The organism is Bowmanella yangjiangensis, from assembly GCF_017255015.1.
Classification (GTDB): domain Bacteria; phylum Pseudomonadota; class Gammaproteobacteria; order Enterobacterales; family Alteromonadaceae; genus Bowmanella; species Bowmanella yangjiangensis.
Genome location: NZ_JAFKCS010000007.1, coordinates 91,338 through 113,991, shown reverse-complemented (window position 1 = coordinate 113,991; position 22,654 = coordinate 91,338). Strand labels below are relative to the sequence as shown.

The window sequence follows — 22,654 nt, the reverse complement described above, 5'->3', positions numbered from 1 at the left end:
CACAAGTTGCAATTGCCGCCGATTATAGTCGTTAGGCAATACAGATCCACCGGAATTACCCTACTTCAGCAGGTCTACCTGCACCAGATAAACCCCAAGGCCAACGGTAAATAAAAACATGCCCCAGATGGAATGTTCAATAGCCACAATTAAGGTCGAACGGGTTTGCAGATAACGGTAACCAAATAACAGGCCGCCGAAGGCAGAGAGCAACACCGCCGGCCAGTTACCGTAAGCTGCATGAGCCAGGGCAAAACTGGCGGTGCTTAACCCCAAGCGCCCGGCTTTAGAGGGTAAGATGCCTTTGTAACGATGAAAAAAGAAAGTACGAAACACCAGTTCCTGCGGCAGTACTGACACCAGCGGATAGACCGCCAGGGTAAGCAGCCACAAGGATTGATCGTGTTGCGGTAAGGAGAAAAACACTTGTGGCAGCCACAAGTACACCAGCAGGCTGATCAGCAGTGCCAAAGGCACAAACAACAACAGCTGATGGCGCAGACAGCCTTTCAGTCCTTGTATATGCCACAACCGAAAGCGCTTAAAATGTGGGTCGCTCAGCAATAACCACAAACATAAGGTACAAATAGTCAGCAAAATGGGGATCAGCCAGCCAATGTAGAATGACGCCAGAATGGCAACTGACATTGGCACCAAGCCAAATAAGCAAAACATTTCCAGCCAGCGATTCACTCTGTCACCTGCCGGTCACAAATTTGTCACACCCTATAAGGTATATACAAAAATCCACATGCTGGCGAAAAATATCTACAGCATCGTGAAGTTACTTTACACGCTGTGCTGACCAAATTCGCTGGCCAAGTTGGCCAGCGTCACTTGTTTAAATCGTGCTAACAGCAGCGCTTCGGCTTCGTGCATCACGTCACGCAGCGCATTATTAACCCCGTGCTCAATAGGGCAATTGTTGTGCTCGTCGGTCAGGCCAATGGTAAATACCGAACTGTCCCCCAGGGCCTTGTGTATGTCATACAAGGTGATATCAGACAAAGGCCTGGCCAATGACCATCCTCCATTATGCCCTTTTACGGCACTGACATAGCCTTGCTCGCGCAGCGCCGCCATGGTTCTGCGCACCACAACAGGATTCGTTCCCAGCATTTTACCAATGTCGTCAGATGTAGCTGGCTTGCCATGATGATCCAAATGGATCAAGGCATGAAGAACGCGGGAGAGGCGACTGTCTTTGCGCATAGCAATTTACCTATTGAATTTGTGCAAATGCTACCACAGCCTTATGTAACATTTAATGTTTCTTGTGTTGAATAAATCAAACTCTTCATGTAACAATAATTGTTACTTAATAAAGAGGTGATTGATGCATACACAAGTACTGATTATCGGTGGCAGCTTTGCCGGGTTATCTGCGGCAATGCAACTGGTCAGGGCCAGAAAACACGTCGTTGTGGTAGACGGAGGAAAACCGCGAAACCGCTTTGCGTCCCATTCCCATGGTTTCTTCGGCCTTGATGGTGAAACCCCTGGCGATATACACCAAAAAGCGCTGGCCAAGCTGCTCCCCTACCCCGACTTTACCTTGCATCAAGGCGAAGTTGTTAGCCTGGTTAAAGACGCTAACGGCTTTACCGCCACATTAGCAGATAACACTTCAGTGCATGCCAGCAAGGTCATTCTGGCCACCGGGCTCCACGACCAGTTACCCGATATTGCTGGGTTAGCCTCACGTTGGGGTAAAACCGTACTGCACTGTCCCTATTGTCACGGCTATGAGAATCGCGATCGTCCATTAGGGGTACTTGCCACATCGCCGCTTTCAATCCATCAAGCCAAATTGATCCCGGACTGGGGCCCTACGACCTATTTTAGCCAAGGGCAATTCTCTCCCGATCCTGATGCCAGACAGATGCTGGAAAAGCGAGGGGTTAGGATTGAAGAAACCCCGGTTGTTGAGCTCATAGGCAAGGCGCCACAAATACGCGTAGTACGCTTACAGGACAACCGCCAGCTTGCCATTGAGGCTTTATATGTCGGCCCAACCACGCGCATGGCCAGCCCACTCGCAGAGCAACTAGGCTGTGAATTTGAACCTGGCCTTATGGGGCCAATAGTGAAAATAGACGACAGCCAGCAAACCTCTATATCCGGTGTTTATGCAGCAGGCGATTTGGCCATTCCCATGCAGAACGCCACGCTGGCCAGTGCATCGGGCGTTATGGCTGGCGTGCATGTACATCATGCCTTGATCCAAATGCAACTGAACGCATAAGGAGTCGTCATGCAAACACAAAATCAACCCGCTTTTGGTGCTGATATGGCCGCCCGCTATGACAGCAGCCGGGTAAAATTGCAACCTCTCAAAGATGCGTTGCATTTGCAGATGCAGGCGCTGTTTTCAGCCCTGCCGCAAAACGCCCGAATTTTATGTGCCGGGGCTGGCACGGGAGACGAACTATTATTTCTCGCTGAGGTATTTCCTAAATGGCAATTTACCTTAGTCGATCCAGCTGATGCCATGCTGGCACGCTGTCAGGAAAAAGCGCAGGCACGAGGTATCAGCCAGCGCTGTGAATTTTTCACAGGTTTTGTGCATGACTTACCTGAACATGCAGCATTCGACGCCGCCACCAGTGTGCTGGTTGCGCACTTTATTCACTCCCCGGATGCCCGTCTGGCGTACTTTAAAGATATCGCTAAACGGCTAAAACACGGTGCTATGCTGGTAAATGCAGAACTCAGTTGGAACCGACAAGACAGCAGTTTCACCACCATCAGTCAGCATTGGGTCGCGCTGCATAAATTGGCGGGCCTGAATATAAATCCCAGCTATCTGGGAGATCAGGTTGTTGTTGATGCCCCCAGTGACATAAGCCAGCTCTTAGCCAGTGCTGGGTTCAGTTCCCCAACTTTGTTTTATCAGGCTTTGCTTATACATGCTTGGTATTCAAAGTTAACGGGGATACAACCCTGAATTCAGTGTCGCAAATCTGTAAATTCTAATTTTCAAGAGGTGAACTAATAAGCAAGGATATACGAGCAACAGATAGTTAGCGCCGAGTATAAACAGCGCTAACTGCCATCTTCGACTAAATGATACAAGTCTGTTATTCCGTAAGTTGCAAGTATCTCCCTAACTTTGAGTCATGATATCTGCTAGTTGAACACTTTTAAAATGTCACGCCTTTTTTTCTGTATTGAGTAATTGATGGTATTCAAAACATGTTGGTCTACCGTCTTTTTGCTGAGCATATATCTGACAGGAATACTCTGTATTACAACCCCAGTATTTACTACATTATTGTATTGATTATCAGAGATCATGTAATTTCCTGCCAGTCTATCTTCTAAAACAAAATCAATACGTTTCATGTTGAGCAGTTCAAAACGTTTTCTCGCATTGGGAAGATTAACATATTTAAGCAACTTTCTTTTTTTAAGATCGGAAATAAATTCTCCGTAATAACTACCTGAATTAATACCAAAAACCATTCCCTTCCTTGCAAATTCCTTGACATCAAATTCGTTATAAGACATTGAGCCATGCATATAAAGAGACATGATTTCTAGCCGATACGGAACCGAAAAATGTGCATACTCTTTTCTTTCTTCGGTCTCAGTTGCAGCGAATAACATATCCACCCTGCCATCCTTTATCTCAGCCAGCATTCTTGAAGAATTAGGATAAACAATAAATTCGCTACACATTCCAGAGCCTTCAAATAGTAGGCTCATAGCCTCAACCTCCATACCTGAAAAAACACCATTCTTATGTATTATGTATGGCGGCCAATACAATTCATTTATTCCCACTCTTAGCGTTCGTTCACAAGCATTAGCAAAGGAAAAAAGACTTCCACACAAAACAAGAATAATGTAAAAGACAGCCTTATTCACACCAACACCAACGTAATTTTTCTTCTAAGATAAAAACATCATAAATCACGCCAATAGCCCCCAGAGTCAATACAACTGAACCACACTTGAGTATGACTTATGAGCATTCCTTGTCGAGTCTCAGCGTTCAACAAAAGGATGAAAATTCATACGAAACATTTATAAGACATCAGTAAGATGATTGAACTGCCCATTCGGAAGTGCACAAACTTAGTTGCCATTTTCGCCCTTTTACCCAATTCAAAGCCAAGCAACACCAGTTCGCTCTGAGACCTTATAATGCATCAGCGCCGCACCTCGGTTCATATACGTACACTGTTGCTGTCGGCACGATTGCCAAAGGCTCAGGCACTTGTGGTTTCGCTACTAACCCAACGGCGACAGCGTAGCAAACTATTGGGGAGCAGCCTCTGTCGGTCAGTCTTCACCTTGTACCTTGTCGAAGATTCGGAGACAGGATCCAAGCGAAGTTATTTACCAAGTAGCCACTCAGATTGACTAAAGGTTCCTGAAAAATCTGCAGCCGGTAAAGCCCAGATGAGTGAAAGAGATAGTCCCCTTTAAACAGATAAATTTTAGTGCACTCACACATTTCGAAGTGATATATAACAATCGATTAACTGGCTTTCTGACATTCAAGCTAAGCTGAGTTATAAGGTGAAGAACTATACTCAGGCTCCAACAAGTCGACCCAACTACAGAACAGGATCTAACTTCCTATGAGCCATCGCATCGAAAAAGACTCCATGGGCGAACTTCATGTGCCAGTGGCAGCCTTGTATCAGGCACAAACACAGCGCGCGGTGCAAAACTTTGCTATCAGTGCCGCCACCATGCCGGCTGGCTTTATCCGGGCCTTATTGCTGATTAAACAAGCCGCCGCCCGCGCCAATGGTGAACTCGGTTTACTTACCCAGGCACAAGCTAATGCCATTGCTACCGCCGCCCAGCAACAGTTGAATCGCCTGGATTTAAGCCAGTACCCGGTGAGTGTATTTCAAACCGGCTCCGGCACCAGCAGTAATATGAATGCCAATGAAGTACTGGCAACCCTGGCCACGGACAAACTGGGTGAGAAAGTTCACCCCAACGATCATGTTAATCTTGGTCAAAGCAGTAACGACACTATCCCAAGCACCATTCATGTCAGTGCCGCTATTGCCATTGAGCATGATTTACTGCCCGCTATACATAGTCTCCATCAAGCGCTGGAAACACAAATCGCCAGTCACGGTGACATGGTTAAAACCGGCCGCACCCATCTGATGGATGCCATGCCGGTAAGTTTTGCCCAGGTATTTTGTGCCTGGCAGAACCAGCTCATTCACGCCAAAACGGTCATTGAGGAACAGCAACAGCGTTTATTGCAGTTAGCTCAAGGCGGCACGGCAGTGGGCACCGGTATCAATGCTCATCCAAGGTTCTCTGCGTTGCTGTGCCAACAGCTAAGCCAGACCACCGGCCTGCCCTTTCAGCCCGCCGATAATTTATTTTTTAATATTGGCAGCCAGGATGTGGCAGTAGCCACCTCCGGCGGTCTGAAAACCCTGGCAGTGGCACTTATGAAAATAGCCAATGACCTGCGCTGGATGAACTCAGGCCCGTTGGCAGGTTTGGCCGAAATTGAACTACCCGCACTGCAACCCGGCTCGTCCATTATGCCGGGCAAGGTCAATCCGGTGATCCCCGAAGCCGTGGCCATGGCCTGTACTCAGGTTATAGGGCATGACAGCGCCATCACTCTGGCGGGTCAGTCGGGTAACTTTGAACTAAATGTGATGCTGCCGCTGATTGCCAGCAATCTTTTAGACAGTATCGGTCTGCTGGCGGGTAGCTGCACCGCCATGGCCGAGCAAGCGTTGAAGGGGTTAAAAGTTAACCAGCACAATATTGCATCGGCCCTTGCCAGAAATCCCATTTTGGTCACGGCGTTAAACCCCATTATCGGTTACGAAAAAGCCGCCGCTATCGCTAAGCAAGCTTACCAGCAGCAAAGGCCGGTCATAGAGGTGGCCGCCGAGCTGACCGATATCCCCTTAGCACAGCTGCAGGAACTGCTGGATCCGGCCAAGTTAACCGGGCAATAACTAAAGGGAAAACAACCAAGGCGCATTGGGGTGCGCCTTGTTTTACTTGCATTGGTAATAACCTGCTAAGCGCCAGCGACTTTTTAATCCCCGTTAGTTCAGCTAGCTCGCCAACTCAACACCAGGCATGGCGATAAAGCCTGGTAGCGCTTTGATTCGTGCAATCCAGGCGGCAATATTTTGGTAAGGGCTAATATCCACATCACCTTCCCAGGCCAGCGCCACATAAGGAAATACCGCACATTCAGCGATAGTCGGTCTGCCTGCGGCCAGCCATTGATGGGTAGCCAAATGCTCGTCTATCAGCCCTAAAATATGTTCACTGCGCCTCAGCGCCAGCGGCGCATCCAAATTGGCACCGAATTTTTTAATCAGCCTGGCCGCACTCGGCCCATGTTGAATCTCATTGGCTGCCACGGATAACCATTGCATAACCTGCCCTTGCAAGTGCGCTTCTCCCGGCCACCAAGCCTCACCGCCGTAGCGCCCGGCTAAGTAAACCAAAATCGCCTGGGCATCACGTAGGACCAATGCATCGTCTTGCAGAATCGGCACTTGCCCCCAAGGGTTGAGGCTGAAAATGGCTTCGCTCTTATGCTCGTTGCGGCTAAAGTCCACGGCCACCAACTCCAGCTCAATCTGCGCTAATGCCGCAAATAAACGCACCTTATAGCAGTTACCCGACACCGCTAAATCATATAGTTTCATTACGCTTACCCTCCTCGGGGATTAATTGATTAAACTCCAGTACATTGCCATCCGGATCGCGGATAAACAGCGCTACCCGCCTCGGTCCTATACGCTTTGGCCCTTCGGTAATCACTATGCCCTGCTGCGCCAGCCAATCCTGAAACTGCTGAATATCAGCCACCAAAAAGGCCGGATGCGTTATACCCGGAAGTTTGACAGGCTCATCCAGCAACACATTTTTTGTGCCAGGGCGTGTGGCACCATTAAAAATCAGGTTAATCCGCACCCCGGATGGAGTGACCATTTCATTGGCCTCACCATGGGGTATACGATAGGTCTCGCGAAAGCCCAGGCCTGCGTAGAAGCGCAAGGCGCGCTGGCGGTTGGATACCCGAATCCCCACATGGTCATAGCCAATGGCAGGCTGTGGGCAATCAGTCAAGGTGAAGTTCATGGAATGAAATCTCCCGTTTGGTTGTACGGGATGCAGTCTGCCAGCTTTCAAATATCAAGATAATACGGTAATTTTGGAAAATATATTTCCGAATTATGGAATAAAAATGGACCGTCTTAATGCTATGGCCATGCTGGTTAAAGTCACAGAGACCGGCAGTTTTTCTGCCGCCAGCAAAGCCCTAGGGGTGCCGCTTGCCACCTTAAGCCGCAAAGTATCAGACTTGGAAAAGCAACTAGGCGCACGCCTGATTATCCGTACAACCCGCAAACTCAGTCTGACCGAAGCTGGCATTCACTATGTCGCGGCGTCTAAGCGGATTCTTGAACAGGTTGAAGAAGCCGAGCGCCAGGCCAGTGGCGAATATACCCAACCTAAAGGGGAGTTGGTGATCACCGCCCCCCAGATGTTTGGCCGCTTGCATGTACTACCGGTTATCAGTGAATTTCTGGCCATCTATCCGGAGATCAAAGTTCGTCTGCTACTGGCCGACCATAACCTGGATTTAATCGAAGAAGATGTGGATATGGCAGTCAGAATTGGCCGGTTGCCCGACAGCACTATGGTGGCCACTCAGGTTGGTACCGTAAGAGTCATCACCTGCGTAAGTCCGCTGCTAATGTTAGCTATTGAGCCACCCACTCACCCCGAGGATCTGTTGAAACTGCCTTGCATCACCCAGGATTCCAACCGCACTCCAGCAACCTGGCGCTTTAACCAGCCCAGCACACCGAATTCGCTGGAATTAGCTATTCAATCCAGACTTTCTGTCACTAATAGTGATACCGCCCTTTGCGCCGCAATACGTCAGGTGGGGGTAACCCGGCTACTGCATTACCAGGCCGCCGATGCTATTACCCAGGGCAAATTGCAGATTATTCTGCCGGAATATGAGCCGCCACCGCAGCCAATACATCTGTTGCATACCTCCCGCGGTATGATGCCGCTGAAAATGCGCAGCTTTTTAGATTTTGCCGCGCCGCGGCTGCGTCAGCGTATTAGTGCCTTGTAGGGAAACGCTAATGCAGAGTGTTGTTAAGCAGCAAGGGCATGTGACACCATGTAACAAGTCGATGCCGAAGCTGCCGCCGACTGCTAAATGGTGCTGCACTAAACGCCGCCCTTTGGGTCGCGGCCAGTCCGGAACCTATGGAAGTTTTGCCTAAGGCCATTGAGGCGTTTCGGGTATTGGCGGATGGACTGTTAACAACTTCGACCTGAAGCCGTCGAGCAACGCTGATTAGTAACGACTTGATAGTATTCCCTGAGGTTAAATCCCCTTCAATAATCTGTCCGCCAGCTTGGCTGACATGTTGATATGCCGACTAATCAATGCCTGACTGCTTTGTGCGCGCAGCAGCATCGACAGACCATAGACCTGCGTGCACAAAAATTCCGCACAGTGAACTATGTTTTCAGGCTTAACCAACTCCTCTTTTTCAAGCACTTTAACCAGCAGGCTTCGCCAGTATGCTTCAACTTGCTCTCTGTGCGCCTGCATTTTCAGGGCGACTTCCGCATCGGTAGGCGCTACCTCAATGGCAGCATTACATACCATGCAACCTATATGACCATGACCATTGAGAAACGCGAAGATATTGTCAAATGCCGAAACTACAGCAGAATCAACATCCTGATAGTCTACTTTCTGGGCATTCAGTGCTGACATATACATCTTGATATATTCATCCAAGCTCTTGAGGAAAATCTCTCGTTTGTCTCCCAATGAGCTATACAAACCGTAAAAATTAACGCCGGTGTTAGAAATTAAGTCTCGTACCGACGTGTTTTCAAAGCCGTTTTGCCAAAAAAATTGCATTGCTTTTGTCAAAGCGACGTCCGGATCAAACTCTTTCTTTCGTGCCATACTATTCAGCTTTCGCTGCTATCGCAGCGCCTCTCAACCTCATTAACCTCTCGGTTGCAGTCTAACAGCTGAATGGTTTTTAAAAAATCTATATAAGTAGCTCAACCACAGTAGTGGCTGAAAAGGGTCTTAGCCTTACTTGGCTATAAAATATGCTGCGCCAACGCCTTAAATATCGCATTACAAAAACGTAGTTTCACCCATGATCAAATATATAAACCCGGGCTACCTGGGCTTGTCTAACATAGCTTCATGCGCTGAGAATATTTTGCCCTTTAACCTGTTATCAGGCGTTTCTTCTTTTCTAACAAGATCAAACAGTCTGGCGAGATTCTGCGAGCCAATATGATTTCCCCGCAATATCGCCGACTCTGGATTTACTTGTATTACATCGAATACACTTTGGGTGGATATTAGATATACAGGTGCCTGACTGTTGGTCAATGATGCCGCACTTGGTCGAAGTAACGTGAATCGCTCACTCGCTTTAACCCCCTGCCTGGCACCGATATTTATCACTACCCCGTCGGGGGTGACATTCACGACTTGCCCTAGCGTATGGCGACATTTCAAGGCATGCTTGGTGTCTTCAATCGCATTGCTAATGGTATTTAAGACAGAGCGGCCAAAAGCTGATTTCCAAAAGATGCTGCTATTTAAATCAATATTAGCGTAAAGTCCGAACTCCCACTCCGCCTCAGCATGATAACTTTCATCCAGTACGACGGTTTGATTGAATACATCCAGTACGTAAAGCCTTAAGGTAAAGTTTCTTTGTGTTTGGGTAGCGCTGGAGAACCAAGATTCAGTTCTGCGCGTAAATAAACTGATATCCCTAATCGCAGCAAAAACCACATATTGATAGCCTAAGGTTTTACTTAGCAGTGTGGTTTTTTCTTGCTCATTCTCGGTAAAACTCCAGGCCACTTCAGGTAAATGCGAAAATGCCTGAGGTAAAATACGCGTTTTAGTCAGCGGAATTTCGCGTTGCAACTGTTGCTCAAAGCGCTTACTCAGATGTGCGCCCAGATCCTGTAAACCACCGACAACCGTTTGCGTTATATCATCCACACTAAATTGAGAAACAACCACTGATGGGCCAAGCGTATTCACTTCGCAGGTATTATGTGACTGAATATCCACCCTCACCCAAACCGTCAGTATCCCGTTGTTCAAGACTTCATCAATCACCTCGATACGATTAATATCACTGTTGGATCTAAGTGAAACCGAACTTCCCACCAAAACACCATTAAGTGTGACATCTTCAGCCGACACTATAGATCCAGCCTGATAAGCTGCATTTGCAACAGCATTTTTGATTGCTTGAACCCTCACTGTGTCCAAAGGCGCATCTTGCACAGCAATCGCCGCATCACCGTAAATCCATTGTGTCTCTGCCTGAGCAAAGGTGAAAAACTGGCAGGCCATGCAGCCTATAAGCAAGCGAAACTTAGTCATGAATAACCACTCAGTTGAACACAGACAAAATACGGTCGATCACCGACTCCGCCTGGTTATCCGCCAGGGAGCCTTCACCACTGTATTCAATCCTCGCATTACCAATTTTTTGCGAGCTTACGCGGTTGCTTGCATCAATATCACTGCGTCTTACCTCACCGGCAATACGCACATACTCTTCCCCCTCGTTTAGTTTTATCCACTTTTCACCGGAGACCACCAAATTTCCATTGTTCAGAATCTTTCTGACGAAAACGTTGACAATTCCGTCTAATGAATTGGATTGTTTTGCCCGGGATGCACTGGAAAATGCACTACTCTGATCATGTTCGACATTAAGTTGCCCTTTACTCACCCGGATTGGTCCGACATTAACTTCGAGTGGCAATACAGACATTTCGCTGCTCTTGTCTTTCTTCATTTCAAGTGACTTGGATGCACTGGTTTCTTCTTCAAGAAACACTTGAATCATGTCGCCAATAACATAATGTCTTTTTTGCACAAACAACCCAACATACCTGTCCTCCCTAAACAAAGAACCAGTGGGAAGCACAAATGATTCAACGGCAGTGTCGCGCACGGGGACATACCTTGGGTCTCCTTGCAATGCAGTTTGTCTGTCATCGGCCAATATTAATTCCTCGACTTGTACCTGCGGATTCGTAGGCAACTGTTCAACAAGTTTTTCTTCCGGAGATGGCATGTTTTTACATCCAACACTCAGAAGCACAAAGGTAATCAGTACCCATAGGTTTCGCTTAGGCAAAGGTCGCCAATTGAACATGTCAGTCCCCTTTAACTACCTATCGGGTTGATAACTTGGTTGTGAAGTTTTGCTGCGATGGAATCAAATCGCTTGCGATCGGTGGCGATGATTTTTCTGGAAGTTTCTGTGCAATGTCTGAATCACCGGAAAACACATCTTGGGTAAATTGAACAATGTTGTTAAACATCGAGTCCCCGGTGACTTCCTTGGCGATTAAATCTGCAGCAGAGTAGGCTACCCCCAGTGGTCCTGCGAAAATAAAGCTTCCCACCACGGACGCTGCAGCACTGATGCTATCCTCGGTAACCTGCTGATAAACGTCTGAAACCAGGGGTATATGGTGCAACATGTTCAGCGTATCGAATACATCATCCGCCTGAAAACCGTCTTCTCCGAAGCTGTAAGTCTTGGCTCTTTCGACAATATCTCTAATATCATCAGCAAGCTTACCTGTCTCCTTTGCATAAGTCTTAGCCACCTGCTCAGTCGCTTGCATGCTGGCCTCAGGTGCGCTGTGGTTGGCTGAAAATACAGACTGTTTTAATGCACTTAATAGCGACGCTTGCATGCTTGCCACATCATCACCGGTGGCAAACGCCCCTGGCGCTTGCAATTCTGTGCCGTTGGCCCTGTGCCCTGTCGCCTGAGGAGGGGCGAGGTCACCCAACAACGTTACGAGTTGGGAAAATTTGTTCTGATCAAAACCGCTCGGTTTCTCAGCTGTCTGTGTATTAGCAAACTGAGCGATGGCGGACTGGGCTTGGCTGATTGATGGCATATAATACTCCACATTAAATTATCACTTGATATGAAATAAGCATGCCACAATTAAAATACCATAAATATAAACATCAAATTAATAACCACTTGATATCGTATTGAAAAAAAATCAAAAAGAAAGGTGGAAAAATGTTGCCGCAGTACAAAAACCTACGTCGCTGAGGTGGCAACATACTGCCGCTTTTTTTAATGCATGTAGTGTGTGAGGCTAATCGGCTCTCGTAGGTATAAGGGAATGCCAAAGGGCTATTTCGAAAACTAAAGAGTAGCAGTGAGTGGAAAATGCTTGAGTAAGAAGAAAGACTCAGGCTTGAGTACCACCACTGTTCACCAAATGATGGTATGCCTTGTAAACACGCAGGTAAAAGTTATCGCTAGCGCGCTTATGTCGTAGGTTCGTTGAAAGCTGAGGAAGATTTAAGAATTTATTGGGTATCAGAAAGAGAGAAAATGGTCGGCGTGAGAGGATTTGAACCTCCGACCCCTGACACCCCATGACAGTGCGCTACCAAGCTGCGCTACACGCCGACTGAAGAGGCTGCAAAGTTTACTTATTTTACCTGGCTTTGCAATGCCCAGATGACAGAAAAAAGTTTGATTGCCGATTATCTGTGCAGCTTGGGCAAGCTCTGTGCAATTTTCGGTGCGCCCTGGCTCAACTGCGACTGCTGTCGGAGCTGATACGGCTGGCAGTGGCACCCTTTTGATCTTTGTATTTGGCATCCTGACGGGCGTTGTAGGGTTTCTCCGCAAAATCAGACAACACTTCAAAACTCAGCGCCCCAATTTTCATATTAGGACGCAAGGCCAGTGGCAGCTTACCGCTGTTAAAAAACTCCAGCACGATATTACCAGACCAGCCAGGGTCAATACGGTGCGCCGTCACATGCACCATCAGGCCCAAACGCGCCAAAGACGAACGACCATCCAGCCAGCCTACCACGTTGGCTGGTAAGGTTACCGATTCCAGGGTGACCGCCAGGGCCAGTTCACCCGGATGTAAAAAGAAGGCTTTGCCTTCGGCGATTTCAATCTCGTCACTCATCACCGATTCCAATGCCGCTTCCATTTCTTCGCGTTTGCCACTTAGGTCAATATAAGGTGCAGCATGATCTTCAAAAACCCGAAACTTATTGCCCAGACGAATATCCACGGTTACCCCGCTGATCATATTGTCCTCAGGCATAGGCTGAATCTGGATCTTGCCTTCATTAAGCCAGGTTTTGATGTCTTTATCGCATAAACGCATGGTGATTCTCGGTTGGCAGGTGAAATCGGGGCACAAAAATGTGAGGCCGTCATTATTCCTGTGCCCCCGCTTAGATTCAATGCTTTTAATCAGCTTCTTTTATGCTGATATCAATGGCCTGCGCCTGATCCTGGCCACTAATATATAACTGTTTAGCCAGTTGCCGGGCAGCCGCCCCATAAGCCTGGCTGATGACACTTTGTGGCTTATCCACAATCAGGGCTTTGCCAGCATCAGTGTATTCACGAATATGGATATCCAGCGGAATATGCCCAAGTAGCGGCACTTTGTTCTGCCCACTGATGCGCTCGCCACCGCCCTGGGCAAACAAAAATTCCTTATGCCCGCAGTTCTCGCATTGGTGGTAGCTCATATTCTCCAGCACTCCCAAAACCGGCACCTTGACCTTGTTAAACATGGCAATGGCCTTTTGCGCATCGGCCAGGGCAATATTTTGTGGGGTGGTCACCACCAGCGCACCGGATACCGGCACCTGCTGCGCCAGGGTTAGCTGAATATCACCGGTACCGGGCGGCATATCAATCAACAGATAATCAAGCTGTGGCCATAAGGTTTCATTTAATAACTGCTGCAAGGCTTTACTGGCCATGGGGCCGCGCCATACGGCTGCATCGTCGGCTGGCACCAGATAGCCGATACTGTTAGCCACCAGCCCATGGGCCTGAAGCGGCTGCATATGGCGGTTGTCAATAGACTTGGGATGCTCACCGGCATTACCCAGCATAATGGGAATAGACGGGCCATAAATATCGGCATCCAGAATACCGACCCTGGCACCTTCGCTAGCAAGTGCCAGCGCCAGGTTAATGGTAGTGGTGGACTTACCTACCCCACCTTTACCCGACGCCACTGCCAGTAAGTTTCGAATGGATCTGTGACCGCGTTTGGCATCACCACCAAAGGCAATGTTCTGACGGATCTGGATTTTATCTCCCCCATCCAGCTTTTGCAGGGCCAGACTCAGCCCTTGATGCTGTGACTGACAGGCAAACGGCAGGGTTAGAACCAAACCGCCATCTTCAGACGTAAACCAGCCACTGACCTTTTGCTCTGGCAATGAGAAAAAGCCTGCAACGCAAGCAACAAAGGAAGAAATATCAGTGCCAGCATGGCGTTTTTTAAAAAACAACGGCGAACTCCTTGCTACAACTTACAGAGAACTATGATTAGGGCGCAGATTTGGGTAACATTTGCCTCTTTTCAAACTCCACCCTCTATTACGATTCTTAAGGCGGTTATGGCAGATTCGCAACGTAAAATTCTGGTTACCAGTGCCCTTCCCTATGCAAATGGCTCCATTCACCTGGGCCACCTGCTGGAACATATTCAAACGGATATCTGGACCCGTTTTCAGCGAATGCGCGGCCATCAGTGCTACAGCGTGTGCGCCGACGATGCCCACGGCACCCCGGTTATGCTCAAAGCCCAGGAACTGGGTATCAGCCCTGAGCAAATGGTGGAGCAAACCCGTGCAGAGCATCATCAGGATCTGCAGGATTTTCACGTGGAGTACGACAACTACTATATCACTCACTCGCCGGAAAACCGTGAACTGTCCGAGCTAATTTATCGTCGCCTTAACGATGCCGGCTATATTAGCAAACGCACCATCAGCCAGCTATACGACCCGGAAAAACAGATGTTCCTGCCGGATCGTTTTATCAAAGGCACCTGCCCGAGCTGCGGCGCCGAAGATCAAAACGGCGATAGCTGCGATGTCTGTAGCGCCACTTACAGCCCAACTGAAGTGAAGAATCCCCGTTCAGTGGTCTCGGGTGCGACACCGGTGCTGAAAGACTCCGAGCACTATTTCTTCGACCTGCCGCAATTTGAAGGCATGCTCAAAGACTGGCTGAAAAGCGGTGCCATTCAGGAAGAAATGGCCAACAAACTGCAAGAGTGGTTTGAAGACGGCCTGCAGCAGTGGGATATCAGCCGTGATGCGCCCTACTTTGGTTTTGAAATTCCCGATGCACCCGGCAAATACTTCTACGTATGGGTAGATGCGCCGGTTGGCTACATGGCCAGCTTTAAAAACTACTGTAATGCCAATGGTGTGGACTTTGACAGCTTCTGGAACAAAGGTACTGACACTGAGCTGTATCATTTTATCGGCAAGGATATCACCTACTTCCATTGCCTGTTCTGGCCGGCCATGTTGGAAGGTGCGGGTTTCCGCAAGCCAACCGGTGTTAACGTGCATGGTTTTGTGACCGTCAACGGCGCCAAAATGTCCAAGTCCCGCGGCACCTTTATCAAAGGCCGCACCTACCTGGATCATTTAAACCCTGAGTATCTGCGTTACTACTTCGCCAGCAAACTGAACGAAGGGGTAACGGACATTGACCTGAATTTCGAGGACTTTGTCACTAAGGTCAACTCGGATCTGGTCGGTAAGGTTGTCAATATCGCCAGCCGCTGCGCCAGCTTTATCAGCAAAAAATTCGACGGCAAGCTGGCTGCCGAACTGCCGGAACCGGCACTGATTGCCGAGTTCCAAAATGCCAGTGAGTCTATTGCCCAGGCCTATGAAAAGCGCCAGTACAACCGTGCTATCCGCGAAATCATGGCCCTGGCCGATAAAGCCAACCAATATATTGATGCGCAAGCACCTTGGGTGACCATTAAGGATGAAGACAAGCAACTGCTGACTCAGCAGATTTGTTCACTGGGGATCAACTTATTCCGCATCCTGATGGTGTACTTGAAGCCGGTACTACCCAAACTGGCCGAGCAGGCCGAGCTGTTCTTAAATGACCAGTTGGATTGGACCTCTGCCCAGCGTATTCTGACTGACCACAACATCAATGCCTTTAAAGCACTGATGCAACGTGTAGAAACCGACAAGGTAAATGCCGTGATCGAAGCCTCTAAAGAAAATCTGCAAGCTAAAGCAGCAGGCCCAGCGCCGGACAGCCCGCTGGCAAAAGACCCTATTGCTGCCACTATCGAATTTGATGATTTCGCCAAGGTTGACCTGCGTATCGCCAAAATTGCTAAGGCTGAGCATGTAGAAGGCGCAGATAAGTTATTGCGTTTGCAGCTGGATCTGGGCGGCGAAACCCGTCAGGTATTTGCCGGGATCAAGTCGGCTTATCAGCCGGAAGATCTGGAAGGCAAGCTGACGGTGATGGTAGCCAACCTGGCCCCACGTAAGATGCGCTTTGGCTTATCTGAAGGCATGGTGCTGGCAGCAGGCCCAGGTGGCAAAGACCTGTGGATCTTAGAGCCGCACGAAGGTGCCCAGCCGGGTATGAAAGTGAAATAAGTAAAAAGCGCCCTAGGGCGCTTTTTTTATATATTGACCTGCTTGGCAATAAAGGCCGGTTTAGGTGACCACTTGGGCTTTTGCAAAGAAAGCGGAATCTCTCGCTTTTTACCAATCAGAATGTATACCGAACCGAACCAGCGGCAATAGTGACTGGCCCACTGCTGAAACTTATTGTCAGGATTGACCTGGCGGTCAAACAGCAGTTCGGTGTGCAGCAGGCAGCGCTCCTCTACAATTTCAAAGCCCAGCAGGTTCATCCAGTCTTTAATACGCATCATGGAAAAGCAACGGGCATCATGCAGCAGACTGTCGGCACGCAGCGGTATATATTTGGCAAGCCCAGCCAGACTCAGCGGATTAAAGCCAATCAGGGCCAGATGCCCATCCGGCATCATCACCCTATTAACCTCACGCAGGATCTGATGCGGATCCTGGGCAAAATCCAGCTCAAAGGCCAGAATACAGGCATCAATACAGCGTTCCATAACAGGTAACTGGCGGGTTTTCGCGGTTATTCCCGGCGCTTTGCCCAGACCATTATGTATTGAAACTTGATGCTTAATGGGGCAGTCAGGTAAATCAATGGCCGCACTTAATTGCCCGACTTTAAGCAAGTGGTAACCAAACCAATGTCGGCTGGGCTCCAGCAAACGTTCGGCTACCACTTGCTGCAATAGCAAACCACTGGGCAAATCTTGCCAGGTGGAAGGATAACGGGGCTTTTTGCTGATCAGAGCCGGCTTCATAGGAACCGTCAGGCTATTTGGCTGTCTTAGGCCCCTAGCATACCAGTTTTATTGCATAGCTGTTACGCTGTTATCCGTTGTGATTTTTATATGAGAGATGTCGTTGATGCTGAGTGTTTCTGCCATTCCTGCTTTTACCGATAACTATATATGGTGCGTGCATTCAGCGCAGCAAGCCTTGCTGGTTGACCCGGGAGAAGCGGCGCCTGCTCTGGCTTTTTTACAGAAGCAGCAACTGCACCTGACCGATATTCTGATCACCCATCACCATGCTGATCATATCGGCGGCTTAAAAGCCCTGATAACGGCTTATCCGGATGTGACCATCCATGGCTTGCAATCGCAACATGTACCGCTAGTTAATCATTATGTTAGCCCGGATAACGCCTGCACTATCAAGGCCCTTGAGCTGGATTTTGAGGTGATGTTGTTACCCGGCCACACGGTGGACCATATCGCCTTTTATCACCCTCAGGTTGGTTTGTTTTGTGGGGATACGCTGTTCAGTGGTGGCTGTGGACGATTATTTGAAGGAACCCCTGCGCAAATGTTTGCCTCGTTGAACCAATTGGCAACGCTACCTGATGATACTAAGGTCTATTGCACCCACGAATATACCCAGGCTAATTTGCGCTTTGCACTAGCTGCCGAGCCAGATAATCAAGCCCTTAAGGACTACAGCGTCTGGGTGGATGCCCAGCGTCTTAGTAATAAGCCTACGCTGCCCAGCAGTATTGGCCTTGAAAGAGCCATTAACCCCTTTTTACGCTGTGACAGTGAACAGGTTCGCTCACAAGTTGAACAATACCAGGGTATAAAAGCCAACTCCCCAGAGGACGTATTTGCCGGTCTACGGGGCTGGAAAGATCATTTTTAAGCCTTACAATGGCAGCATTATCTACCGCCATAAACGGTAGCTCACAGAATGACCCTAGACGGCCGATAAGATTCCAAGGAATTACTTGGTTGCGTCAGAACAACGAGAGAATCAGGTACGCCGATGAGAAAATTACTTTTTATTGTTCCTTTGTTGGGACTGAGTGGTTGTATGACCACCGAAGAATTAACTCAGGTTGACGAGCAACAGAACAATGAGCTGGAAATTGCCGCCCAGGTTATGCAGGCCTGCGAAGAAGTTGAGCACGACAGCGAAACCTGCCAGATTGCGCAGGAAGGAACCATCCCCATTACGCATCCTGTTGATGAGATCAATCACCCTATCGAGACCGTGCCGGAACTTATCGATCACCCAGAAGAAGTGCAGCAGATTACTAACTTGTGGTCGCGTATTGCCAGCCAGTTAGCTTTCCAGGTGCCGGATGACAAACGGGTTAAAGTACAGCAGGACTGGTATCTTAAACATCCCAAATACATGGACAGGGTCAGTAAACGTGCCGCCCCCTTTTTGTTCCTGATTGTTGAGGAGTTGGAAAAGCGCAAGCTGCCCATGGAACTGGCCCTCCTCCCCATAGTAGAAAGCGCTTTTGACCCTTTTGCTTACTCTCATGGCCGCGCCGCCGGTATGTGGCAGTTTGTGCCTGAAACAGGCAAACGCTTTGGTTTGCACCAAAGTTGGTGGTATGACGGTCGTCGTGATGTTCTGGCATCCACCCAGGCGGCGATGGATTACCTGGTCTACCTGAACAAAATGTTTGACGGTGACTGGTTACATGCTTTGGCTGCTTACAATAGTGGTGAAGGCCGTGTGGCCCGGGCCATCAAAAGTAACAAGCGCAAAGGCAAAAACACTGACTTCTGGTCTCTGGATCTGCCTCGCGAAACCCGCGCCTATGTACCTAAGTTACTGGCACTGGCCAATATTCTGAAAAACGCCGAAGAGTGGGATGCCAAATGGCTGCCCATTGAGAATCGTCAGGTAACCGGCGTTGTTGATGTGGGCTCTCAGATTGATTTAGCACTGGCCGCTGATTTGGCAGGCCTCAGTGTTAAAGAGTTACATGCCCTCAATCCTGGTTACAATCGCTGGGCCACCGACCCCAAAGGGCCACATACGTTGTTGCTGCCCTTGGAAAAAGTCGACAGCTTTATGATTGCCCTGAATGATCTGGATGAGTCCAAGCGCCTCAATTGGGTTCGCCATCAGGTTAAAAGTGGTGACAGCCTGCTCAAGCTGGCGCAGAAGTACCATACCTCGGTAGACGTGATCCAGCAGGTCAACGAGATGAAAGGCAATATGATCCGCGCTGGTGACCATTTGCTGATCCCGGTTGCCCTTAAATCCCAGGATTATTACAGCCTGTCAGCCGAACAGCGCCTGGCAGAAACACAATCCAAACCACGTGCGTCCTATCAACTCAGCCATCAGGTTAAAAGTGGTGATACCCTGTGGGATCTGAGCCGCAAGTATGACGTTAATGTGCGAAATCTGGCCAAGTGGAATGGTATGGCGCCCACCGACCCTTTAATGCCGGGTAAAAAGCTGGTGATATGGGTAAATAAAGTGTCCAGCACCCAGTCAGATAATGCCATTATGCGCACTGTCACTTACACGGTCAGAAACGGTGACTCACTGGCCCGTATTGCTGGTAAGTTTAAAGTGGGGGTTGACGATCTCACCCGCTGGAATCAACTTAATGCCAAGAAGCATCTGCAACCAGGCCAGAAGCTAAAAGTGCATGTGGATGTGACTAGGATCTGAGTGAGGTGTGAGGAAACATCATGACTTGCTAGTGTGGCAGCACTCCATGGAATTGGTTGAACAGATTTACGCACTCACAAATACTTTCCCTCGTTCGGAACAATTTGGTTTGATTTCGCAGATGCGCAGAGCTGCCGTGTCTGTGCCATCAAACATTGCCGAGGGCGCAGCCAGAGAGAGTAACTCAGAATTTAAACATTTTTTGGTTATCGCCAGAGGCTCATTGAGTGAATTGGAAACCCAACTGATGCTTGCAGATAAACTCGGCTTTTGTTCTAACACCAAACCACACATGGATCGCCTGGAGGTAATATTTGCGCTGCTGGGTGGACTCATACGTAAACTAAATAACGCCTCTTCACCTCACACCTAACATTTAACTCCTCCCTCACTATGCTTAATTTCAGTCTAAAGCGCTTACGGGAAAGCCATGAAGGTACCTGGCTTTTACTGGACTTTTTTATGCTGGGTTTGCTTATCCTTAACCTGGCGCTGATTTTGTTCGACTCGCTTTATGCCACCGATATGGTGAGACAATCGTTAAATCAGCTCTCTCCCGCCTTGCTTGACTGGTACCAACCGCTGCACGCCAATTTTATTTTGATTGATCTGGTGTTTGTGGGCATATTCCTCAGTGAGTTTATGTTGCGCTGGTTGGTTGCCATCAAGCGTAAAGACTACCTGCGCTGGTACTTTTACCCTTTTATCCACTGGTACGATTTAGTCGGCTGCATCCCGGTTGGCGGTGCCAGGTTTCTGCGTTTTTTACGCATTTTTTCCATTCTCTACCGCTTACAGAAATACAAAATCATTGATATCAAAGACACAGCGCCTTACCGCTTTTTACGTTTTTATTATCAGGTTTTTGTGGAAGAAGTCAGTGACCGAGTGGTTATCAAGGTGTTGTCTGATGCTCAGGATGACTTGCGCCAGGGCTCGCCTTTACTGGACGATATTATTAATAAGGTACTGGCTACCCGCAGGCCGGTGCTATGCCAGTGGTTGGCATCCATATTGGTGCATTCCGGCCATACCCTTAACCATGAACAAAGCGGTGAAGTGGTACGCCAGCATGTGCAAGATAGTGTGACTAAAGCGGTACGCGACAATCAACAAGTAGCACGTCTGCGCTTAGTACCAGTGTTGGGAGGGAGTGTGGAAAAGATGTTGGAAAATGCCGTCTCCGATATTGTGGTACAGAGTTTGGCTAACCTGTTGTTGGATGTCACGCCGGCTAAAATTGACCAGTTGATGACACATGGGCTGGGGGCCAGCAACCTGCAAGAACAAGCCCTGGATCAGGAAATGCTAAATGTTGTGGATGAATGCTTGCAACTGCTTAAACAGCATGTGGGCAAACAACGCTGGAAAGATGCTTTATAAAAGTGGCGACGTGCTGTTCTTTTTCACCTGATACATCAGGCTGTCTGCGACACGTAATAAGGTCTCTTTGTCTTGCCCATGGTCAGGGTAGATAGCCAGACCAATACTGGCAGTGATTTGCAGTTGTATATCGGCAAGCACAAAAGGCGCTTCCATGGCTTCAAGAATTTTCTCCACCACTAGTTCGGCATCCCGACTGTCATTAATGAAACTCAAAAGTAAGGTGAATTCGTCACCGCCGATACGCGCCACCGTATCGGTATTACGTACCGCGCATTCCAGCCGTCGTGACGTTTCAACCAAAAGCATGTCACCTACATCGTGGCCATAAGCATCGTTTACCTGCTTAAACTTATCCAGATCCACAAATAACAAACCCACACGCAATTGGTTTCTGGCACCAAGCTTAAGTGCCATATCAAATCTATCCATAAACAGCATACGGTTTGGCAAGTTAGTCAGAATATCGTGGGAGGCCAGGTACAAGAGTTTTTCCTCTGCCTGCTTGCGTGCAATAGTGGCAGCTATCTGGGTACAGACAAACTGCAGTAACTGTTGTTCGTCTTGAGCCAGCCCCCCCTGACAACGTTGAACCGCCATGGCACCAATCACCTGTCCTTGTGTCCGAAGCGGTAATCCCAGCCAGTCACAACATAGGCGATTATCGGGCTGCTGGCAGTTGCGCTGCACAACCTGTTCGCCGGAGATAACCTCAAACAATGCCGTCGTCTGAAGTGTATCAGCCAGAACCGGCTGACAATTATCGGCCTGAAACACTCTGTCAGTCTGAAGAGTAATAGGATCTCTAAGCAACAAGGTTAGACAGCAGCCATCCAGCAAATCGGATAACATCTGGTGAATGCTCTGATAAATGGATTGTAAATCCTGCGCGCCATAGGCGGTTTCGGTAATGCGGTAGACCGCTTCCCTCACTCTTTCGGCCTGCTTTATGCGGGTGACATCACGGGCCACCGCAACCCGTACCCGTTCTTTTTCCAGCCAGCGGGCCGACCACATAATATCGATCACTTTGCCGTCTTTGCGTATGTAGCGGTTTTCAAAATGACGCTTAGGCTGCCCGGCCATAATCTCACCGGCTGCCGTCAAAGTGCGCTGCCGATCAGCAGGGTGTACCAGCTCGATCATGGGTTTACCCACCAATTCATGCTGCTGATAACCCAGGATCTCTTCGCAGGCGGCACTTAAGAATAGAAACTGCCCATGCTCGTCTACCACGCAAACTGCATCCATCAGTTGATCGAGTATGCCAGCCAGAACAGATTGAATGTGTTGCGTCACGTCGTCACAAAAAACCACTACTACAGGCCTATAGCATGACGTATTGGACCG

23 protein-coding genes and 1 tRNA gene are annotated in these 22,654 nt (G+C 48.7%); 10 read left to right on the top strand and 14 right to left on the bottom strand.

Annotated elements, in window-relative coordinates; all coding sequences use genetic code 11:
* Nucleotides 1–60 precede the first annotated feature (60 nt).
* Together J0A65_RS09530 and J0A65_RS09525 are read right to left on the bottom strand one after the other, a co-directional pair.
* The gene (locus tag J0A65_RS09530) at nucleotides 61–693 is read right to left on the bottom strand and encodes a CPBP family intramembrane glutamic endopeptidase (protein WP_332874324.1); all 633 of its coding nucleotides are present in this window, start codon (nucleotides 691–693) and stop codon (nucleotides 61–63) included.
* Between the two features lie 96 nt (nucleotides 694–789).
* Nucleotides 790–1,212: an RrF2 family transcriptional regulator gene (locus J0A65_RS09525; RefSeq protein ID WP_206593939.1), complete on the bottom strand. Its 423-nt coding sequence runs from the start codon at nucleotides 1,210–1,212 to the stop codon at nucleotides 790–792.
* A gap of 124 nt (nucleotides 1,213–1,336) precedes the next feature.
* Between J0A65_RS09525 and J0A65_RS09520 the strand changes: the two genes are divergently transcribed.
* Nucleotides 1,337–2,245 carry an NAD(P)/FAD-dependent oxidoreductase gene (locus tag J0A65_RS09520; RefSeq protein WP_206593938.1) on the top strand — a complete coding sequence of 303 codons (909 nt, stop codon included), beginning with the start codon at nucleotides 1,337–1,339 and terminating at the stop codon, nucleotides 2,243–2,245.
* Between the two features lie 9 nt (nucleotides 2,246–2,254).
* On the top strand, nucleotides 2,255–2,947 hold the full coding sequence (locus J0A65_RS09515; RefSeq protein WP_206593937.1) for a class I SAM-dependent methyltransferase: 693 nt from the start codon (nucleotides 2,255–2,257) through the stop codon (nucleotides 2,945–2,947).
* Between the two features lie 182 nt (nucleotides 2,948–3,129).
* Here the strand turns inward: J0A65_RS09515 and J0A65_RS09510 are convergent, their stop codons facing one another.
* Nucleotides 3,130–3,870, bottom strand: a complete 741-nt coding sequence (locus tag J0A65_RS09510; RefSeq protein ID WP_206593936.1) for a substrate-binding periplasmic protein — start codon at nucleotides 3,868–3,870, stop codon at nucleotides 3,130–3,132.
* 719 nt (nucleotides 3,871–4,589) lie between these two features.
* Here J0A65_RS09510 and J0A65_RS09505 point away from each other — a divergent pair.
* The gene (locus tag J0A65_RS09505; RefSeq protein WP_206593935.1) at nucleotides 4,590–5,957 is read left to right on the top strand and encodes a class II fumarate hydratase; all 1,368 of its coding nucleotides are present in this window, start codon (nucleotides 4,590–4,592) and stop codon (nucleotides 5,955–5,957) included.
* A 102-nt stretch (nucleotides 5,958–6,059) separates the two neighbouring features.
* Here J0A65_RS09505 and J0A65_RS09500 read toward each other — a convergent pair whose 3' ends face one another.
* Nucleotides 6,060–6,665 carry a glutathione S-transferase family protein gene (locus tag J0A65_RS09500; protein ID WP_206593934.1) on the bottom strand — a complete coding sequence of 202 codons (606 nt, stop codon included), beginning with the start codon at nucleotides 6,663–6,665 and terminating at the stop codon, nucleotides 6,060–6,062.
* Nucleotides 6,652–7,101, bottom strand: a complete 450-nt coding sequence (locus J0A65_RS09495; RefSeq protein ID WP_206593933.1) for a VOC family protein — start codon at nucleotides 7,099–7,101, stop codon at nucleotides 6,652–6,654. The genes J0A65_RS09500 and J0A65_RS09495 overlap by 14 nt, the downstream gene beginning before the upstream one ends.
* Before the next feature lie 106 nt (nucleotides 7,102–7,207).
* Between J0A65_RS09495 and J0A65_RS09490 the strand changes: the two genes are divergently transcribed.
* Both J0A65_RS09490 and J0A65_RS27820 read left to right on the top strand, forming a co-directional pair.
* Nucleotides 7,208–8,113, top strand: coding sequence for a LysR family transcriptional regulator (locus J0A65_RS09490; RefSeq protein ID WP_206593932.1), 906 nt, complete (start codon nucleotides 7,208–7,210; stop codon nucleotides 8,111–8,113).
* An 80-nt stretch (nucleotides 8,114–8,193) separates the two neighbouring features.
* Nucleotides 8,194–8,322 (top strand): hypothetical protein, encoded by a 129-nt coding sequence (locus J0A65_RS27820; protein WP_332874325.1) that lies wholly within the window; start codon nucleotides 8,194–8,196, stop codon nucleotides 8,320–8,322.
* 49 nt (nucleotides 8,323–8,371) lie between these two features.
* Here the strand turns inward: J0A65_RS27820 and J0A65_RS09485 are convergent, their stop codons facing one another.
* The 7 genes from J0A65_RS09485 to apbC all read right to left on the bottom strand — a co-directional run bounded on the left by J0A65_RS09485 (nucleotide 8,372) and on the right by apbC (nucleotide 14,374).
* The gene (locus J0A65_RS09485) at nucleotides 8,372–8,968 is read right to left on the bottom strand and encodes a TetR/AcrR family transcriptional regulator (protein ID WP_206593931.1); all 597 of its coding nucleotides are present in this window, start codon (nucleotides 8,966–8,968) and stop codon (nucleotides 8,372–8,374) included.
* A 225-nt stretch (nucleotides 8,969–9,193) separates the two neighbouring features.
* Entirely contained in the window at nucleotides 9,194–10,429 is a 1,236-nt protein-coding gene (locus tag J0A65_RS09480; RefSeq protein ID WP_206593930.1) for a flagellar assembly protein T N-terminal domain-containing protein, read from the bottom strand.
* 10 nt (nucleotides 10,430–10,439) lie between these two features.
* Nucleotides 10,440–11,213, bottom strand: coding sequence for a flagellar basal body L-ring protein FlgH (locus J0A65_RS09475; RefSeq protein ID WP_206593929.1), 774 nt, complete (start codon nucleotides 11,211–11,213; stop codon nucleotides 10,440–10,442).
* Nucleotides 11,214–11,232: 19 nt separating this feature from the next.
* On the bottom strand, nucleotides 11,233–11,973 hold the full coding sequence (locus J0A65_RS09470; protein WP_206593928.1) for a hypothetical protein: 741 nt from the start codon (nucleotides 11,971–11,973) through the stop codon (nucleotides 11,233–11,235).
* Nucleotides 11,974–12,426: 453 nt separating this feature from the next.
* A tRNA-Pro gene (locus J0A65_RS09465) sits at nucleotides 12,427–12,503 on the bottom strand.
* A 127-nt stretch (nucleotides 12,504–12,630) separates the two neighbouring features.
* Nucleotides 12,631–13,224: a dCTP deaminase gene (gene dcd, locus J0A65_RS09460; protein WP_206593927.1), complete on the bottom strand. Its 594-nt coding sequence runs from the start codon at nucleotides 13,222–13,224 to the stop codon at nucleotides 12,631–12,633.
* An 85-nt stretch (nucleotides 13,225–13,309) separates the two neighbouring features.
* Entirely contained in the window at nucleotides 13,310–14,374 is a 1,065-nt protein-coding gene (apbC, locus tag J0A65_RS09455; RefSeq protein ID WP_206593926.1) for an iron-sulfur cluster carrier protein ApbC, read from the bottom strand.
* A gap of 108 nt (nucleotides 14,375–14,482) precedes the next feature.
* Here apbC and metG point away from each other — a divergent pair, with 108 nt between their 5' ends.
* Nucleotides 14,483–16,513, top strand: coding sequence for a methionine--tRNA ligase (metG, locus tag J0A65_RS09450; RefSeq protein ID WP_206593925.1), 2,031 nt, complete (start codon nucleotides 14,483–14,485; stop codon nucleotides 16,511–16,513).
* A 26-nt stretch (nucleotides 16,514–16,539) separates the two neighbouring features.
* Here the strand turns inward: metG and J0A65_RS09445 are convergent, their stop codons facing one another.
* Nucleotides 16,540–17,262, bottom strand: a complete 723-nt coding sequence (locus J0A65_RS09445) for a class I SAM-dependent methyltransferase (protein WP_206593924.1) — start codon at nucleotides 17,260–17,262, stop codon at nucleotides 16,540–16,542.
* A 97-nt stretch (nucleotides 17,263–17,359) separates the two neighbouring features.
* On the opposite strand from J0A65_RS09445, the gene gloB reads away from it, so the two are divergent.
* From gloB to J0A65_RS09425, 4 genes are all read left to right on the top strand, one after another.
* The gene (gene gloB / locus J0A65_RS09440) at nucleotides 17,360–18,139 is read left to right on the top strand and encodes a hydroxyacylglutathione hydrolase (RefSeq protein ID WP_232849842.1); all 780 of its coding nucleotides are present in this window, start codon (nucleotides 17,360–17,362) and stop codon (nucleotides 18,137–18,139) included.
* Nucleotides 18,140–18,262: 123 nt separating this feature from the next.
* A complete protein-coding gene (locus J0A65_RS09435; RefSeq protein ID WP_206593923.1) occupies nucleotides 18,263–19,921 on the top strand; it encodes a lytic transglycosylase in 1,659 nt (552 codons plus the stop codon).
* A gap of 7 nt (nucleotides 19,922–19,928) precedes the next feature.
* Nucleotides 19,929–20,294 carry a four helix bundle protein gene (locus J0A65_RS09430; protein WP_332874323.1) on the top strand — a complete coding sequence of 122 codons (366 nt, stop codon included), beginning with the start codon at nucleotides 19,929–19,931 and terminating at the stop codon, nucleotides 20,292–20,294.
* A gap of 89 nt (nucleotides 20,295–20,383) precedes the next feature.
* Complete coding sequence (locus tag J0A65_RS09425; protein ID WP_232849841.1) at nucleotides 20,384–21,304, top strand: ion transporter; 921 nt, start codon at nucleotides 20,384–20,386, stop codon at nucleotides 21,302–21,304.
* Here J0A65_RS09425 and J0A65_RS09420 read toward each other — a convergent pair.
* Nucleotides 21,299–22,603: a diguanylate cyclase domain-containing protein gene (locus J0A65_RS09420; RefSeq protein ID WP_206593920.1), complete on the bottom strand. Its 1,305-nt coding sequence runs from the start codon at nucleotides 22,601–22,603 to the stop codon at nucleotides 21,299–21,301. The genes J0A65_RS09425 and J0A65_RS09420 overlap by 6 nt on opposite strands.
* Between the last annotated feature and the right edge of the window lie 51 nt (nucleotides 22,604–22,654).